The sequence below is a fragment of the Streptomyces sp. NPDC033178 genome (assembly GCF_055577685.1).
Window position 1 is genome coordinate 39,189 of the sequence record NZ_JBVIPT010000031.1, and the last position, 13,234, is coordinate 52,422.

General features: G+C 71.7%; 12 protein-coding genes and 1 pseudogene. 5 read left to right on the forward strand and 8 right to left on the reverse strand.

Annotation, left to right across the window (positions count from 1 at the left end; all coding sequences use genetic code 11):
- Nucleotides 1-216: 216 nt before the first annotated feature.
- On the forward strand, nt 217-1,539 hold the full coding sequence (locus ACZ5VQ_RS46170) for a PucR-like N-terminal domain-containing protein (RefSeq protein ID WP_469110242.1): 1,323 nt from the start codon (nt 217-219) through the stop codon (nt 1,537-1,539).
- A 34-nt stretch (nt 1,540-1,573) separates the two neighbouring features.
- Here the strand turns inward: ACZ5VQ_RS46170 and ACZ5VQ_RS46175 are convergent, their stop codons facing one another.
- The 3 genes from ACZ5VQ_RS46175 to ACZ5VQ_RS46185 all read right to left on the reverse strand — a co-directional run bounded on the left by ACZ5VQ_RS46175 (nt 1,574) and on the right by ACZ5VQ_RS46185 (nt 3,567).
- Nucleotides 1,574-2,308 carry an ankyrin repeat domain-containing protein gene (locus ACZ5VQ_RS46175; RefSeq protein WP_469110243.1) on the reverse strand — a complete coding sequence of 245 codons (735 nt, stop codon included), beginning with the start codon at nt 2,306-2,308 and terminating at the stop codon, nt 1,574-1,576.
- 133 nt (nt 2,309-2,441) lie between these two features.
- Nucleotides 2,442-3,098 carry a DUF3105 domain-containing protein gene (locus ACZ5VQ_RS46180; protein ID WP_469110244.1) on the reverse strand — a complete coding sequence of 219 codons (657 nt, stop codon included), beginning with the start codon at nt 3,096-3,098 and terminating at the stop codon, nt 2,442-2,444.
- Between the two features lie 88 nt (nt 3,099-3,186).
- Entirely contained in the window at nt 3,187-3,567 is a 381-nt protein-coding gene (locus tag ACZ5VQ_RS46185; protein ID WP_469110245.1) for a hypothetical protein, read from the reverse strand.
- A 137-nt stretch (nt 3,568-3,704) separates the two neighbouring features.
- On the opposite strand from ACZ5VQ_RS46185, the gene ACZ5VQ_RS46190 reads away from it, so the two are divergent.
- Nucleotides 3,705-4,337, forward strand: coding sequence for a TetR/AcrR family transcriptional regulator (locus ACZ5VQ_RS46190; RefSeq protein ID WP_469110246.1), 633 nt, complete (start codon nt 3,705-3,707; stop codon nt 4,335-4,337).
- Nucleotides 4,334-5,725: an MFS transporter gene (locus tag ACZ5VQ_RS46195; protein ID WP_469110247.1), complete on the forward strand. Its 1,392-nt coding sequence runs from the start codon at nt 4,334-4,336 to the stop codon at nt 5,723-5,725. Before ACZ5VQ_RS46190 ends, ACZ5VQ_RS46195 begins: the two co-directional genes overlap by 4 nt.
- Here ACZ5VQ_RS46195 and ACZ5VQ_RS46200 read toward each other — a convergent pair.
- The 3 genes from ACZ5VQ_RS46200 to ACZ5VQ_RS46210 all read right to left on the reverse strand — a co-directional run bounded on the left by ACZ5VQ_RS46200 (nt 5,716) and on the right by ACZ5VQ_RS46210 (nt 9,262).
- A complete protein-coding gene (locus ACZ5VQ_RS46200; RefSeq protein WP_469110248.1) occupies nt 5,716-6,402 on the reverse strand; it encodes a hypothetical protein in 687 nt (228 codons plus the stop codon). The genes ACZ5VQ_RS46195 and ACZ5VQ_RS46200 overlap by 10 nt on opposite strands.
- Before the next feature lie 153 nt (nt 6,403-6,555).
- On the reverse strand, nt 6,556-7,791 hold the full coding sequence (locus ACZ5VQ_RS46205; protein WP_469110249.1) for a damage-control phosphatase ARMT1 family protein: 1,236 nt from the start codon (nt 7,789-7,791) through the stop codon (nt 6,556-6,558).
- A gap of 61 nt (nt 7,792-7,852) precedes the next feature.
- Entirely contained in the window at nt 7,853-9,262 is a 1,410-nt protein-coding gene (locus ACZ5VQ_RS46210) for a S1 family peptidase (protein ID WP_469110250.1), read from the reverse strand.
- A 115-nt stretch (nt 9,263-9,377) separates the two neighbouring features.
- Between ACZ5VQ_RS46210 and ACZ5VQ_RS46215 the strand changes: the two are divergent.
- Nucleotides 9,378-9,506, forward strand: a pseudogene (locus ACZ5VQ_RS46215) (sigma factor); the annotation flags it as partial.
- A gap of 827 nt (nt 9,507-10,333) precedes the next feature.
- Complete coding sequence (locus ACZ5VQ_RS46220) at nt 10,334-11,326, forward strand: alpha/beta fold hydrolase (protein WP_469110251.1); 993 nt, start codon at nt 10,334-10,336, stop codon at nt 11,324-11,326.
- Here the strand turns inward: ACZ5VQ_RS46220 and ACZ5VQ_RS46225 are convergent.
- Nucleotides 11,316-11,975, reverse strand: coding sequence for a response regulator transcription factor (locus ACZ5VQ_RS46225; RefSeq protein ID WP_362088074.1), 660 nt, complete (start codon nt 11,973-11,975; stop codon nt 11,316-11,318). The genes ACZ5VQ_RS46220 and ACZ5VQ_RS46225 overlap by 11 nt on opposite strands.
- The gene (locus ACZ5VQ_RS46230; RefSeq protein ID WP_469110252.1) at nt 11,972-13,189 is read right to left on the reverse strand and encodes a sensor histidine kinase; all 1,218 of its coding nucleotides are present in this window, start codon (nt 13,187-13,189) and stop codon (nt 11,972-11,974) included. The genes ACZ5VQ_RS46225 and ACZ5VQ_RS46230 overlap by 4 nt, the downstream gene beginning before the upstream one ends.
- Between the last annotated feature and the right edge of the window lie 45 nt (nt 13,190-13,234).

Sequence of the window (13,234 nt, forward strand, 5' to 3'; positions counted from 1 at the left end):
CTTCGCTCGACCAGGGGGACCCCCATACCGCCGAAGGGCCCGCCCTCCGGGCGGACGACGGGAGTTGGCGACAGGGCCTAGCACGGGACAGTGAGTCGTCGTGGTCCGGAGTGTAAGCCGGGTGACACTTTCGCCGCCGGTCCGCGCGCGGAATCTGGCGTACGTCACACCGGTCCCGGAGGCTGCCCAGCCCCACGGGAATCCACGGGAGGCCCCTTGACCCCCACGCACGAACGGGCCGCGCGCACCAACACGCACGAACGAGCCGCGCGCACGAAGGATCCGCACCCTCAGTACGCCGCGCCGCTCCCGGGCGAGATGCGGCGGATGCTGCTGCGGCACATGCCGGCCGCCGTCGACGAGATGGAGGAGGCCGTCCGCACCGGTCTGCCGCACTACACGCACATCGTCGACGGCACATACGGCTACTCGGTGCGCCAGATCATCGACCGCACGGTCAACTGCTTCGTCTCGATCCACGACACCGGTCTGCGCGGCCCGGCCGCCACCGCCGAGATCATCGCCCTGTACGAGCGCATCGGCGCGCGGCACGGCCGCCTGGGCTGCCCCCTCGACGCACTGCGGGACGCCCTCGACCTTGCGGGACGGGTGGCGTGCCGCCGCCTCATCAAGGACGCGTACCGCCTCCACTGGCCCGCGCCCCTGCTGGCGACGCTCACCGAGGACACCTTCACCCTGATCGGGACGGCCATCGCGGCCGCGACACGCGGCTACGCAGAGGAGAGCCACCGCGCCCCGCTGGACGTACAGCGGGACCGGCTGCGTGACGCCCTGGTCGCCGAGCCCGACGACCGGGCCCGGCCGCTCGCCGAGCTGGCGGCGGCGGCCGACTGGCGGCTGCCCGGCACGCTCGCCGTCCTCGCCCTGCCACCGGGCGACCATCCGCAGACACACGTCCTGCCGCCCGAGGTGCTCGCCGACCGCAGCCCCGCCGCGCCCTATCTCATCCTGCCCAATCCCCGTACGCCTGGCCCCCGTTGGCTTCCGAGGACCGAGGGGGCGGCCCTCGGGCCCGTGGTGCCCGCCGACCGGGGCGCGGTGTCGCTGCGATGGGCGCGGCGCGGCCTGGAGCTCGTCGAACGCGGGACTCTGCCCGCCGACACGCCACTGCGCTGCGTCGACCACGTGGCCGTCCTCACCGCCTTCCGGTCGGGCGACCTCCTCGAAGCGGCCGCGGCCGAGCTCCTCGGGCCGCTCCTGGAACTCCCGCCCCGCCGCCGCGAACCGCTCCTCGAAACCCTGCTCGTGTATCTGCGCTGCGGCGACAACGCCGTCCTCACGGCGGAGCGCCTGCACGTCCACGAACAGACGGTCCGCTACCGCCTCCGCCAGATCACCCAGCTCACCGACGGCAACTGCCCGGACCCCGAACGCCACCTGGAGACCATGCTCGTACTGACCCGGCTGCTGTCCCCGGGCACCGCGGACGAGGGCGCGGGCAGATGGCGGGCCAGGTCCAGGGAGGCGGGCGACGCGGCGGCCCGGATGCACCCGCCCGCCCGGCCGAAACAGGCGTAGACGCGGGCGCCGGGCCCGGATCCCGTGGGCGCGGTCAGGGCAGCTCGGCGCGGCCCTTCGCGCCGAGTTCCCGCAGCCAGTGGACGACCCCGTCCGCGTCGGTCGACCGTGCGATGTCGAGGGGGGTCTTGTTGTCGTAGCCGACCCAGTCGAGATCGGCTCCCCGCGCCAACAGGTAGTCGGCGGCGGCCAGTTGGCCGCCGTGGCAGGCACCCCAGAAAGCGCGGGTCACGGCGTCGCGGCCCGGCGGTTCGGCGGCCTCGACGACCTCCTTCACCCGGTCCAGCAGACCGAGCGTCGCGGCGTCCATGAGCGTCGTGCACGCGCCCAGTTCGACCAGCCGGTGCGCCGCCCGCCACTGGCCGAAGCCGCGGGCGTCGGCGAGCGGTGTGCCGCCGCCGATCACGGCACCCGTGGCTTCGATGTCGGCGCCCGCCTCGACGAGGGCGTCCAGTACGGGCACGTCGTTGCTGCTGGCCGCCCAGTGCAGCGGGGTCTCCGAATGGGCGCCCCCGAAGCGGGCGTTGGGGTCGGCGCCCGCCTCGACGAGGGCGGCGACGACGGCGGGACCGTTCGGGTAGTGGCCGGGCCAGTCCGCGGCGATGTGCAGCAGGCTGCGCGTCCCCGCTCCGGCGCCGCGCCGCACGATCCGTGTGCCGGCGAGGCCGGGGTGTTCGGCGAGGCACTGCCGGAGCGTGGCCAGGTCACCGCCGCGGATCGCCTCGGTCACCGCGACGGCGAGCGGATCCTGCGAGTCGAGCGTCTCCATCTCACGCCTCCTGCCGAGGAAGCCCTGTCGGGGGCGTCCTGCTCGGGATCGGAACGATGCGCCTGGGGTGAGCCTGCCAGAGACGGAGGTACGGCGTGGCGCCGGGCTCACGGAAGAGCCCGGCGCCGGCTCGTCAGGACGCGTCGATCCCGTTCGTGCACGCGGCCCCCGGCTCCGGGGTCTGCGCGCCCTGCACGTACTTCGTGAGGAACTGCTGGACCCGCGGATCGGACGCCTTGTCCACGGTCAGCTGCTTGCCCCAGGCCGACAGCATGATGGCCCCGGCCTGGTCCTTCACCGGACTCATCAGCGTGTACGGGGTCTTGGCGACCTTGTCGGCGAGAGTCTTCACGTCGGCGTCCGCGGCCTTGTCGTTGTACGTCACCCAGACCGCGCCGTGCTCCAGCGAGTGCACCGCGTTCTCGTTCGGTATCGCCTTCGTGTAGACCGAGCCGTCACAGGTCATCCACGCCTGGTTGTGGTCGCCGCCGACCGGCGGGTTCATCGGGTACGACACGGCCTTCGCGACATGGTTCTGCGTCAGCTTCTTCGCGTTCCAGGACTTCTCGCCCTTCACGGGCTTCTTCACGGCCGCCTGCTGCTGCTCGTCCTTGTCGTTCGCCTTGTTGAGGCCGTAGGCGCCGAAGGCGACGAGACCGACGACGATGACCGTGCTGACCGTGATCGTCAGGACGCGGTATTTGCGCTCGCGGGCCTTCTCGGCCCGCCGCAGCTCCTCGACGCGCGCCTTGCGTGCCGCGGCGGCCGACTTCTTGCTGGTCCTGCTCATGGGATGCGTTCCTTGTCCCCGCCGCGCCGGTTCCTTCGGGCGGCGGTGGGTGAGGGGTCGGACGGACGTCTCTGGTCTGGACGTCGGTCTAGATCCGCTGCACCTGGAGGACATGGAGATCGGGAGCGCCACGTGCGGGCGGCAGGACGGGGACGTGCGAAGCGACGACCGGGCGCGCCACGACCGGCATACGCGGCAGCACCGCGGGCAGAGGGTGCGTCGCGACGGGCAGTACGGCCCGCGCCTCCCGGGTGGGGAGGCCGCAGCACCGGTCGTGCTCGGCGGGGGAGCCCAGCCGCTCCTGGGTGACGGAGACGGTGACGACGGGATCGGCCGCCGGAGCCGCCCGGCCGTGCGAGGGCACGTACCCCAGACACATCACCAGCGCCGCGAGCAGCACGGCGAGGGCAGGGCGCAGCACCGCGTCCCGCGTGACGCGGTGCGGTCGCCGGTGCGTCCTGCTGCTCATCACGGTGATGGTATGCGGTGCGCGCGCGAGCGGTTCGAGGGCCCCGCGGATCGGTTGGGCACGCACCTCTACTCGGCGGGGCACGCGCCTCCAGTTGTGAGTAGACAGTGTCTACTTCTGGCTGGTAGACACTGTCCATGACCGAACAGGAGGCGGGACTTCGAGCCCGTTTGGTGTCCGTGGGCGTGGACCTGGTGACCCAGGAGGGGGCGCAGGCCCTCTCGCTGCGGGAGATCGCCCGCAGGGCGGGTGTCTCGCACGGCGCCCCGCGCCGCTACTTCCCGACCCACCTGGAACTGCTCTCCGCGATCGCGCGAGAGGGCTTCGCCGAACTGGGGGCGGAGGTCGCCGAGGAGCTGCGGGGCGGCAAGGAGCCGGGAGTCGGTGAGGAACGGGGAGTCGGTGAGGAACCGGGCGGCGGCGACGTTGGCCCGCGTGCCCAACTCGCGGCGCTGGCCCGGATCTACGTCGACTTCGCGCTGTCCCACCGCGGTATGTACGAGCTGATGTTCCGTCACGACCTGCTGGAGAGCAACAGTCTGGGCCTGCGTGAGACCAGCCTGCCCCTGTTCAACTCCCTTGTGGACCTGGTGAGTCGCGTACGTCCCGACGTGCGGGCGCCGGACGTGGCGGGCGCCCTCTGGGCCAACCTGCACGGCATCGCGCAACTGTGGGGCTGGGGCAGTCTCCAGCTCGCGACGGGGGCCGACGGCGTCGAACCCCTTGTACGGGCCGCGCTGGACGCCCACCTCGGACCGGAGGCCCGGTGAACTCGGCGCGCGACCAGCGTCTCACGCTCATCGCGGGCATCACCGGGGCCACGCTGGTCGCTCTCGACGGGACCGCGCTGACCGTCGCGCAGCCCAGTCTGCGGCGTGACCTGGACGCCTCGTTCGTGCAGATGCAGTGGACGAGCACCGGCTATCTCATCGCCGTCGCGAGCCTGCTCGTGTTCTCCGGACGCCTCGGTGACCGGTACGGACACCGACGGGTCTTCGCCCTCGGAATGCTGGGCTTCGCCGTCACCTCGGCGGCGATCGGCCTGGCACCGGGGGTTGGCTGGGTCATCGGACTGCGCGTCGTTCAGGGGGTATTCGGCGCGCTGCTGCAACCGGCGACCCTGGGAATGCTGCGCGCCGCGTATCCGCCCGACCGCCTTGGTATGGCGATAGCCGTGCGCACCAGTGCCATCGGGGCCGCCGCCGCCCTCGGCCCGCTGGTCGGCGGGGCGTTGGCAACTTACTTCGGCTGGCGGTCGGTCTTCTTCCTTGGCCTCGTCCCGGCGCTGGCGGCGGTTGTGCTCGCCCTCGTGGCGCGGGTGTCGAGGGAGGCCTCGGACGTCCGCCTCGACCTGCGGGGCGCGTGCCTGCTGGGAGTGACGCTGGTGTGCCTGGTCCACACCCTCGTCGGGGTGCCGGACACCGGTTGGACGGCCGCGAGCGTGCTCGGACTCCTCTGCACTACGGCCGCGTGCGCCGCCTTCGTCCGCCACGAGCGGCGTACGGCAGGGCCGTTGGTACCGCCCGACGTGTTCCGCTCGGCCACCGTCACCTCGGCACTCGGTGTCCTGCTCACCGCGTCGGCGGTGCTGTTCGGCACGCTGTTCCTCAGCACGTACTACCTCCAGGACGTACTCGGCCTGGACCCTCTCCACGGCAGCCTGCACGCGCTGCCGCTCGCGGTGGCCATGATGGTCGGCGCACCGGTCTCGGCCGTACTGCTGCGACGGTCCGGTCCGCGCCGAACGACCGTGGTGGGCATGCTTCTTGTGGCCCTCGCCACGCTTCTGATGTCCCGGCTCGACCAGACGTCGGGCTCCCTGGCGATCGGCGGCTGCTTCCTTCTGCTGGGGGCCGGCTTCGCCCCCGTGATGGTCACCGCGACGGCTGTCGTCGTGCGGGAGGCGTGCGTGCGGTCGGCGGGTGTCTCCGGCGGACTCCAGCAGACCGCGATGAACATCGGTCCGGCCCTCGGGGTGGCCGTGGCCACGACGCTCGCACCGGCCGGTGCCGCCGCGAGGGGAACCGCGCTGGCCGTCCTCGCCGCGGTCGCCGCACCGGGCGCGCTACTGGCCGGCAGACTCCCTGCCGCGACGCGGGAGAGGCGCCCGGACCCCGCCGAGGGTCCGGGCGCCAGAAGCACAGCGGGTCACCCGTAGAACGGCCCAGGCGTGCTCCACGTCGTCGTACCGAAGACGTTCGCGTCGTCAATGCTGATGTTGACGTTGCTGACCTTCAGCCCGTACTGGGTCGCGGTCATGCCCGCCGGGCAGTTCACCTCCACGGGAGGGAAGTTGACGTAGAAGTGCGGGCCGTACTCGCCGTCGTAGGTCCGGTGCCTGGACAGGATCCAGTTGCTGTCCGGCTCGTAGTACGTCGAGCCGAGGCGCTGCTGTTCGGTGCGGACGACGAAGCTCGTGCCGTGGTCGAAGCTGCCGTCGGGCCGGAGGCACCCGAAGGTACGGGCGGTGTCGGCGTGCGCCTGGAAGTAGTTCCCGGTGCTGTTGAGGCCGGCCAGATAGCCGGGCTGGTTGCGGACGTTGTGCAGGACGACGCCGAGCTTGAAGCCCCCGCAGCCCGCCGACGGGTCGTAGTCGTGGTAGATCAACTGGCACTTGCGGTCGCCGAAGTAGGCGGTCGGATCCGGGTTGTAGGGCTGAGGCACCACGGTCCCGTAGAACTTCACGGTCGCCGAGACGCCGCCCTCGGTGCCCGCCGGGATCTCCACGGTGGTCGTGGCGTGGGCGGTGCCCGTGCCGGTCAGGACCAGAGCGAACCCGGCGAGCAACGCGACGATCAGCCGTGCCGGATGTCTCAGCACACGCTTGTTCCCCATAGCTGTCTCCCCCCCTGTGCATGTCATGCACATTCACGCGAACGGTGACCAGCGAACGCTAGCGGCACCACCGACCCATGAGGGGACAAACAGCCCAGTCCTCACAACCGGAACGCTCACGCCCCGAACCGGATCAGCGCGCCCCGAACCGGATCAGCACGCGCCGAACTGGATCAGGGCGTGCGTCCCGCTCGTGCGCCACGCTTCCTCGCCCGCGTCCAGCTCCTCCAGCGTCCGCGGTTCGAGTCCGGTCACGACGTCCGACTTGAGCGTCCGCAGTGCCGCTACCGGACCCGGGAAGTACGCGGTGGCCTCGGCGAACGGAGTCGTGGCCGGCCAGTGGCGATCGCCCACCAGACGGCGGTAGTTGAGGTCGCCCTTCATCACGGTCAGCGTGGCGGACGCGAAATCCTCCCGGAGGTCGGCCGGCATCCGCTCGTAGGGATGCGGCGCGCACGAGAACGGGTGGGTGCGCAGGATCAGCCGTCCACCGCCGACGGCCTGCCGCAGCCGCTCGCCGACCTCGGCCGCGTGTCCGGCCGCACCGGTCATACGGTCGAGACAGGCCAGGGTGTCGGTGGTGGTCGCGTCGGACACGTAGTACGGGTACGGCTTGAGGTGCAGGACGACGGTGGCCGCCCGCCGAGTGGTCAGGAGATGGTCGGCGAGGACGAGGTCGGGAAGCAGTTCGGGACCGGCGTTGTCGGCGACCAGACAGACCTGTCCGGGCTCGCCGGCTTCGAGCGTCGCCAGGAGCGCGGGGGAGTCGTCCACGACGAGGCCCGCCACGCGCTCGCCCAACCCCCCGGCACCGGCGGACAGTTGGAAGCCGAGATCGGCCCGGTTGCCCCAGAGGGAGGAGAGCAGGAGCGTGCGGTCCTGCTCCTCCGCCGGGAGTTCGGGCAGGCGGTCGAGCGCGGAGAGCTCTTCGTCGACCTTGGAACTCGTGAGTTCGGCGTTCTTGAACGGGGCGAAGGGGTCGATGCCCTGCCAGGGCCCCGGTGTGAAGTGGCCCAGGGCGGCCAGAAGCTTGCGGTAGAAGAAGCTCTCCGCCCACAGGAACGGCACGTCCGCCCAGAGCTGTCCGTAGTACGGCTCGTCCCGCCACCGCTCGGCGCCGGGCTCACTGTCGTCGAGCCGCTCGATGACCCCCTTGGTGATCTCCTCCAGGAGGGAGTCCAGCGCGCGCTGCTGCTCGGGCGGGTACGGAGTGGCTCGCCGTACGCGCTCGATGAGGGCCGGGTGCCGCTCGTCCAGCACACTCCGGGCGAAGGAGCCGGGGGAGCTGACGATGACGGGGGCGCGGTTCTCGGCGCTGGTGGAGGTGGCTTCGGCGGCGGCAGTGGCGTCGTCGGGGGCTCGGCCGGGGATGTGACTGGGGCGCGTCATGCCCCCCAGTAAACCGTCCGCGCTTCCCGCCGGTCGGGAGCCGGGACGGATCCGCCCGCCGTCAGCCCCAGCTCTGCGAGTACTGGTTGCGGTACCGCCTGCGCCCGCGTTCGGAGCGGATTCGGAGGGCCACCAGGGCGACCAGGCTGCCCGCGATGACGAACAGTCCGGGACCCAGGCTTCTGAAGTCCGCGATCCGCTCCAGCGCCGAGGACAGGCTGTCGGTCCGACCCTCGGGCACCGTGTCCACCGATCCGCCACCTGCCCCGGGCAGGACCGCGCCGCCGGGAGCGGTCGAGGACGTGTCGGGAGCCTCCGCGCCCGCGCCGCTGTTGGCGCTGCCTGTGCTCCCGGAGGAGGGTGCCGCCTGGCCCGACCCGGGCTCGGTCACCAGCTTCACGCCGAGCGAGTCCAGCGCCTTGGTGACCGGCTGGAAGAACGTCGTACCACCGCTCTGGCAGTCCCCGTTGCCGCCCGAGGTGACGCCCATGGCCAGTCCGTCGGCGAACATCGGGCCGCCGCTGTCGCCCGGTTCGGCGCACACCGTGGTCTCGATGAGTCCGGTGACCGTGCCCTGCGGGTAGTTCACGGTGGCGTTCAGTCCGGTCACCTCGCCGGACTGGAGGCCGGTCGTGCTGCCGCTGCGGAACACCTTCTGTCCGACGGCGGCGTCGGCCGTTCCCACGATCCGGATGCCCTCCCCGTTGCCGACGGCCACGAGGTCGGCGCCGCTGAGATCCACGCCGGGGCTGTACTGCACGAGCGAGAAGTCACCGCCGGGGAACGAGCCGGACACGGTCGCTCCGACCTGCTGGCTGCCCTGCTGGTCCGAGAACCACGTCGTGCCCACCGGGCCGCAGTGCCCGGCCGTGAGAATGAAGTTGGCCTGTCCGTTGGTCACGTTGAAGCCCGCCGAACAGCGTCCGGCGCTGGCGAAGAGCGGCGAGGCGCCGTTCACCCGTGGGGTGAACGTGCCCTCGATGCGCTCCATCCGCACGGACTTGCCGAGGCTCTCGGCGACCTTGGCCAGCCGGTCCCACTCGTCGGCGGAGACGGTGGTGTCGGCGCGGACCACCACCTGGTTGGAGGCGTAGTCCATCGCCCACGAGGTGCCGGCCACCTTGGGCGCGTCCTTGAGGGTGTCGGTGGCGGACCGCAGGTCCTTCATGGCGTAGCGGACGACCTTGGGGACGGCACCCGCGCCACGCACGTCGGCCGCCGCCTCCTCGTCGGTCACCGCGACGACCGGGCGCCCCTTCGCGTCGATCCAACTGCCCGCCGTACGCGAGGTGCCCAGCTCGGCGACCAGTTCCTGGCCGGTCCGGGCGGCCAGCATCTCGGCGTTCGGAGCCTTCGGATCGTCCGGCGTCTCGCTCGCCACGGCATGCGAGACCATCAGCCCCCCGCACACCAGTCCGCCGATTGCGGCGAACCGTGCGATCCGCTGAACGTTCCGTCGTGCATGCCTCATCCACGGCTCCCGTGCGACTGTCCTGACCCAGCGTCACTGCTGTGGGCGTTCCCGTGAGGTGAACGCCCTCCTTCAGTACGTGCCTCCCCTCGGTCTGGTTCACCGGCCCGGCCGAGTGTTCGTCAGTCGGCGAGAACTCGCCTGTAACTACCGGCAGGTGCTGCGCTTCGCCGAACGGCGGGCGGGTGACGCGGAGGCGGCCAAGGACATCGCCTCCGAGACCTTCGTCGTCGCCTGGCGACACCTGGACAAGGTCCCGAACATGCCGGAGGAGTCGCTGCCCTGGCTGTACGGTCCCCCAGCTCCCCGTCCAGTTCGTGGCGCCGTCCCCGCGGCTCCTCCTGCTCCGTCCGTGCCAGCGCGTTCTCCAGCCGTCGGCGCGCGCGGTGCAGCCGTACGGCGAAGGCCCGTGCCGAGCAGCCGACGACGCGCGCCGCCTGTTGGGTACTGGTCTGCGGCTGAAGGGGAGGCGGACATGAGGGCACGCGAGGAGACCGTGGAGGCGGACATGAGGGCACGCGAGGAGACCGTGGAGACGGAGGCCCGGGTACGTCAACTGATGGGCCCCGCCGATCCGTTAGCCGACCGGGTGGTGGTGAGTGAGGCGGCGGATCGGATGGTCCTGGCCCGGGTGCTCGCCACGGATCCGCGCCCGCGCAGCTGGCGCCGGGCCGACGCGTACCGGCCGCGGCGCGGGCGTGGCTGGGTGGTCGCGGTCGCCACCGTCACGGCCCTGGCGGGGGCGGGACTCGCCGCACAGGCGTCGGGGATCATTCCCGACGACGTCATCTGGGGGCTCGATCGCACGGGCCACGGCCCCGGTTCCGAGGGCCTGGCGCCCGACACCGACACGGTTCGCAAACTGTTCGAGGGCAAGGCACCGAACGGGGAGCGGCTAGAAGGTGCCCGACTCGGCGGTGGGGCGCTTCGGAGGGGGCGTTTCGGAGGGGGCACATCCGCGGGGGTGGTGTGCCCCCTCCGGGCGTTGTTGCCGAAACAGCAACGTCCCTCGCCCCCTCCTGGAACCGGAGCAATGATCGACAGCAGTGCATCCCAGTCCGAGGAGGACCCATGTCGCAGGCCGCAGACCCGTTCACCCCGGCGGGCGCCCAGCATCGGATGGTGGACGTCCCCGGTGGCCGTATCCACCTCGTGGAACAGGGCGCCGGCCCCCTTGTCCTGCTGGTCCACGGCTTTCCCGAGCTCTGGTACTCGTGGCGCCACCAGCTCCCCGCACTCGCCGAGGCGGGATTCCGCGCCGTCGCCATCGACGTACGCGGCTACGGGCGCTCGTCGGTGCCCGACACCGTGGAGGCGTACCGCATCGGGGCGCACGTCGAGGACAACGTCGCCGTCGTCCGCGCCCTCGGCGAGGAGACCGCCGTGATCGTCGGCCACGACTGGGGCTCGACCATCGCCGCCGACTCCGCGCTGCTCAGGCCCGACGTCTTCTCCGCGGTGGGACTGCTCGGCGTGCCGTACGCGCCGCGGGGCGGGATGCGCCCGTCCGACGCCTTCGCCATGATCGGCGGGGACGAGGAGTTCTACGTCCGCTACTTCCAGGAGCCCGGCCGGGCGGAGTCGGAGATCGAGCCGGATGTACGGGCGTGGCTGACGGGCTTCTACGCGACACTGTCGGCCGACACCATGCCCGAGTCGGGAGAGGCCGGTGTCTTCTTCGTCCCGGCGGGCGGCAAGCTCTCCGACCGGTTCGTGAAGGACCGGCCGTCCTGGCTCTCGGACGCCGAACTCGACTTCTGCGTGGGCGAGTTCGAGCGCACCGGATTCACCGGCGCGCTCAACCGCTACCGCAACATGGACCAGGACTGGGAGGACCTCGCCGAGTGGGACGGTGCCCCGATCACCCAGCCGTCGCTCTTCGTCGCGGGCCGACTCGACGCCTCCATCGCGTGGTTGGCCAGTGCCATCGAGGCGTTCCCGACCACGCTTCCCGGCCTGGTCTCCTCGCACCTCGTCGAGGGCTGCGGCCACTGGGTGCAGCAGGAACGCCCCGAGGAGGTCAACCGGCTGCTGACCACCTGGCTGCGATCCCTCAACGCGTAGACGCGACCAGCCCCGCCTCGTACGCGATGATGACGAGCCGCACCCGGTCCCGGGCGTCCAGCTTGGCGAGCAGCCGGGTCACATACGTCTTCGCGGTGGCCACGCTGATGGACAGCCGCGCGGCGATCTCGGTGTTGGACAGGCCGTTCCCGATGAGGGTGAGCACCTCGCGCTCGCGGTCGGTGATGCCCAGAGCCGTGCGGACGGCGGGTGCGGCCGACACGGGACGCTCCGCGAACTCCCTGATGAGACGGCGTGTCACACTCGGCGCGAGCAGCCCGTCCCCGGTGGCGACGACCCGGATCGCGTCGAGGATGTCGTCCAGGGCCATGTCCTTGACGAGGAATCCGGCCGCGCCCGCGCGCAGCGCCCCGTACAGATAGTCGTCATCGTCGAAGGTCGTCAGCATGATGACCTGGGTCCCGCCGGAACCCTCCGCGATCAGCCGGGTCGCCTCGATACCGTCCATGCCGGGCATGCGGATGTCCATGACCACGACGTCGGGGTGCTCCGCCGCGGCGAGGGCAACCGCTTCGGCTCCGGTGCCGGCCTCGCCGACGACCTCCAGGCCGGTGGCCTCACCGATCACCATGCGCAGGGCCGCGCGGACGAGGGGCTGGTCGTCGGCCAGTACCACCCGGACCGTCATCGCACACCCGCCGGTACGGGCAGCCGCGCCGCCACCCGGAATCCGCCCTCGGGGCGCGGCGCGGCCGAGAACTCCCCGTGCAGCAGGCCGACCCGCTCGCGCATGCCGAGCAGCCCGTAGCCGGTGGCCGCGGCACGCCCGGGGCCGTTCCCGCTGTCGACGACCTCGATGGCCAGCTCCTCGTCCCGGCAGTCGACGGTCACCCGGCAGGAGCGGACGCCGGCATGGCGTACGACATTGGTGACGGCCTCCTGCACGATGCGGTACGCGGACATGCCGATCTCCGGAGGCAGTGTGTGCCGTTCGCCCTGCCAGCGGACCTCGACGCGGACGCCCGCGGCCGTCGTCCGCTCGGCGAGGCGGTCGATGTCGGCCAGACCGGGGGCGGGGGAGGGATCGAGCGGAGTCTCCTCGGGGGCCCGGCCCGGTTCGGCCCGGCGGAGCACACCGAGCATCCGGCGCAGACCGGACAGCGTTTCGCGGCTCGCGTTCTCCACCTCTCCGAGGGCCTCCCGCGCCAGCTCGGGCCGGGTGTCGATGACCCGCCGCGCGGCACCGGCCTGGAGGGCGACGATGCCGATGGTGTGGGCCACCATGTCGTGCAACTCCCTTGCGATGCGCAGCCGTTCGGCGGTGACGGCCTGGGCCGCCGCCTGCGCGCGCACCTGCTCGGCATGGACCCGTGACTGGTGCATCGAGTCGCCGATGAGCCAGGCGATGACGGCCGTGAGCGCCACGATCAGCTCGGTCGTGGTTCCGATGCCCCACCCGCTCAGCACCCGGACGGCCAGGAAACCGGCGAGTGTGAAGAGCGCCATGGAGACGGCGACGATCCCGGTCCTGCGGGGACGGGCCGCCGCGATGAAGTACAGCATGAGATCGACCGCCAGGAACTGGAGCGGGGGTATCGCGTCCACGCTCAGCGCGCTCGTCCCGCCGATCGAACCGGCGAGCATCAGCGCCAAGGCCCACAGCGGCCGACGGCGCAACAGGGCACCGCCGCCCAGCGTCAGGGCGGTGCCGAGCGCCAGGAGTGCCCAGCCCTCCCACTTGGCGCCGCTGATGAGCACGGTGCGATAGGCGTCCGCCTCCTCCTGGCCGGGCAACCGGAAACGCATGAGGAGGGTGAGCGCCAGACCCGCACACCAGATCACCGCCGTCCAGATGCCCGGCGGTATGCGCTTGAGCAGCGGAAGACGCGGTGTGGCGGGCATACGCCGATCGTAACGACGCGATCCGCGCAGGGCATCGGACCGTGG

Excerpts from the sequence above, each read along its gene's own strand:
- ACZ5VQ_RS46175 (WP_469110243.1), bottom strand. The coding sequence starts at position 2,308 with ATGGAGACGCTCGACTCGCAGGATCCGCTCGCCGTCGCGGTGACCGAG.
- ACZ5VQ_RS46180 (WP_469110244.1), bottom strand. The coding sequence starts at position 3,098 with ATGAGCAGGACCAGCAAGAAGTCGGCCGCCGCGGCACGCAAGGCGCGC.
- ACZ5VQ_RS46185 (WP_469110245.1), bottom strand. The coding sequence starts at position 3,567 with ATGAGCAGCAGGACGCACCGGCGACCGCACCGCGTCACGCGGGACGCG.
- ACZ5VQ_RS46190 (WP_469110246.1), top strand. The coding sequence starts at position 3,705 with ATGACCGAACAGGAGGCGGGACTTCGAGCCCGTTTGGTGTCCGTGGGC.
- ACZ5VQ_RS46200 (WP_469110248.1), bottom strand. The coding sequence starts at position 6,402 with ATGGGGAACAAGCGTGTGCTGAGACATCCGGCACGGCTGATCGTCGCG.
- ACZ5VQ_RS46205 (WP_469110249.1), bottom strand. The coding sequence starts at position 7,791 with ATGACGCGCCCCAGTCACATCCCCGGCCGAGCCCCCGACGACGCCACT.
- ACZ5VQ_RS46210 (WP_469110250.1), bottom strand. The coding sequence starts at position 9,262 with ATGAGGCATGCACGACGGAACGTTCAGCGGATCGCACGGTTCGCCGCA.
- ACZ5VQ_RS46220 (WP_469110251.1), top strand. The coding sequence starts at position 10,334 with ATGTCGCAGGCCGCAGACCCGTTCACCCCGGCGGGCGCCCAGCATCGG.
- ACZ5VQ_RS46225 (WP_362088074.1), bottom strand. The coding sequence starts at position 11,975 with ATGACGGTCCGGGTGGTACTGGCCGACGACCAGCCCCTCGTCCGCGCG.
- ACZ5VQ_RS46230 (WP_469110252.1), bottom strand. The coding sequence starts at position 13,189 with ATGCCCGCCACACCGCGTCTTCCGCTGCTCAAGCGCATACCGCCGGGC.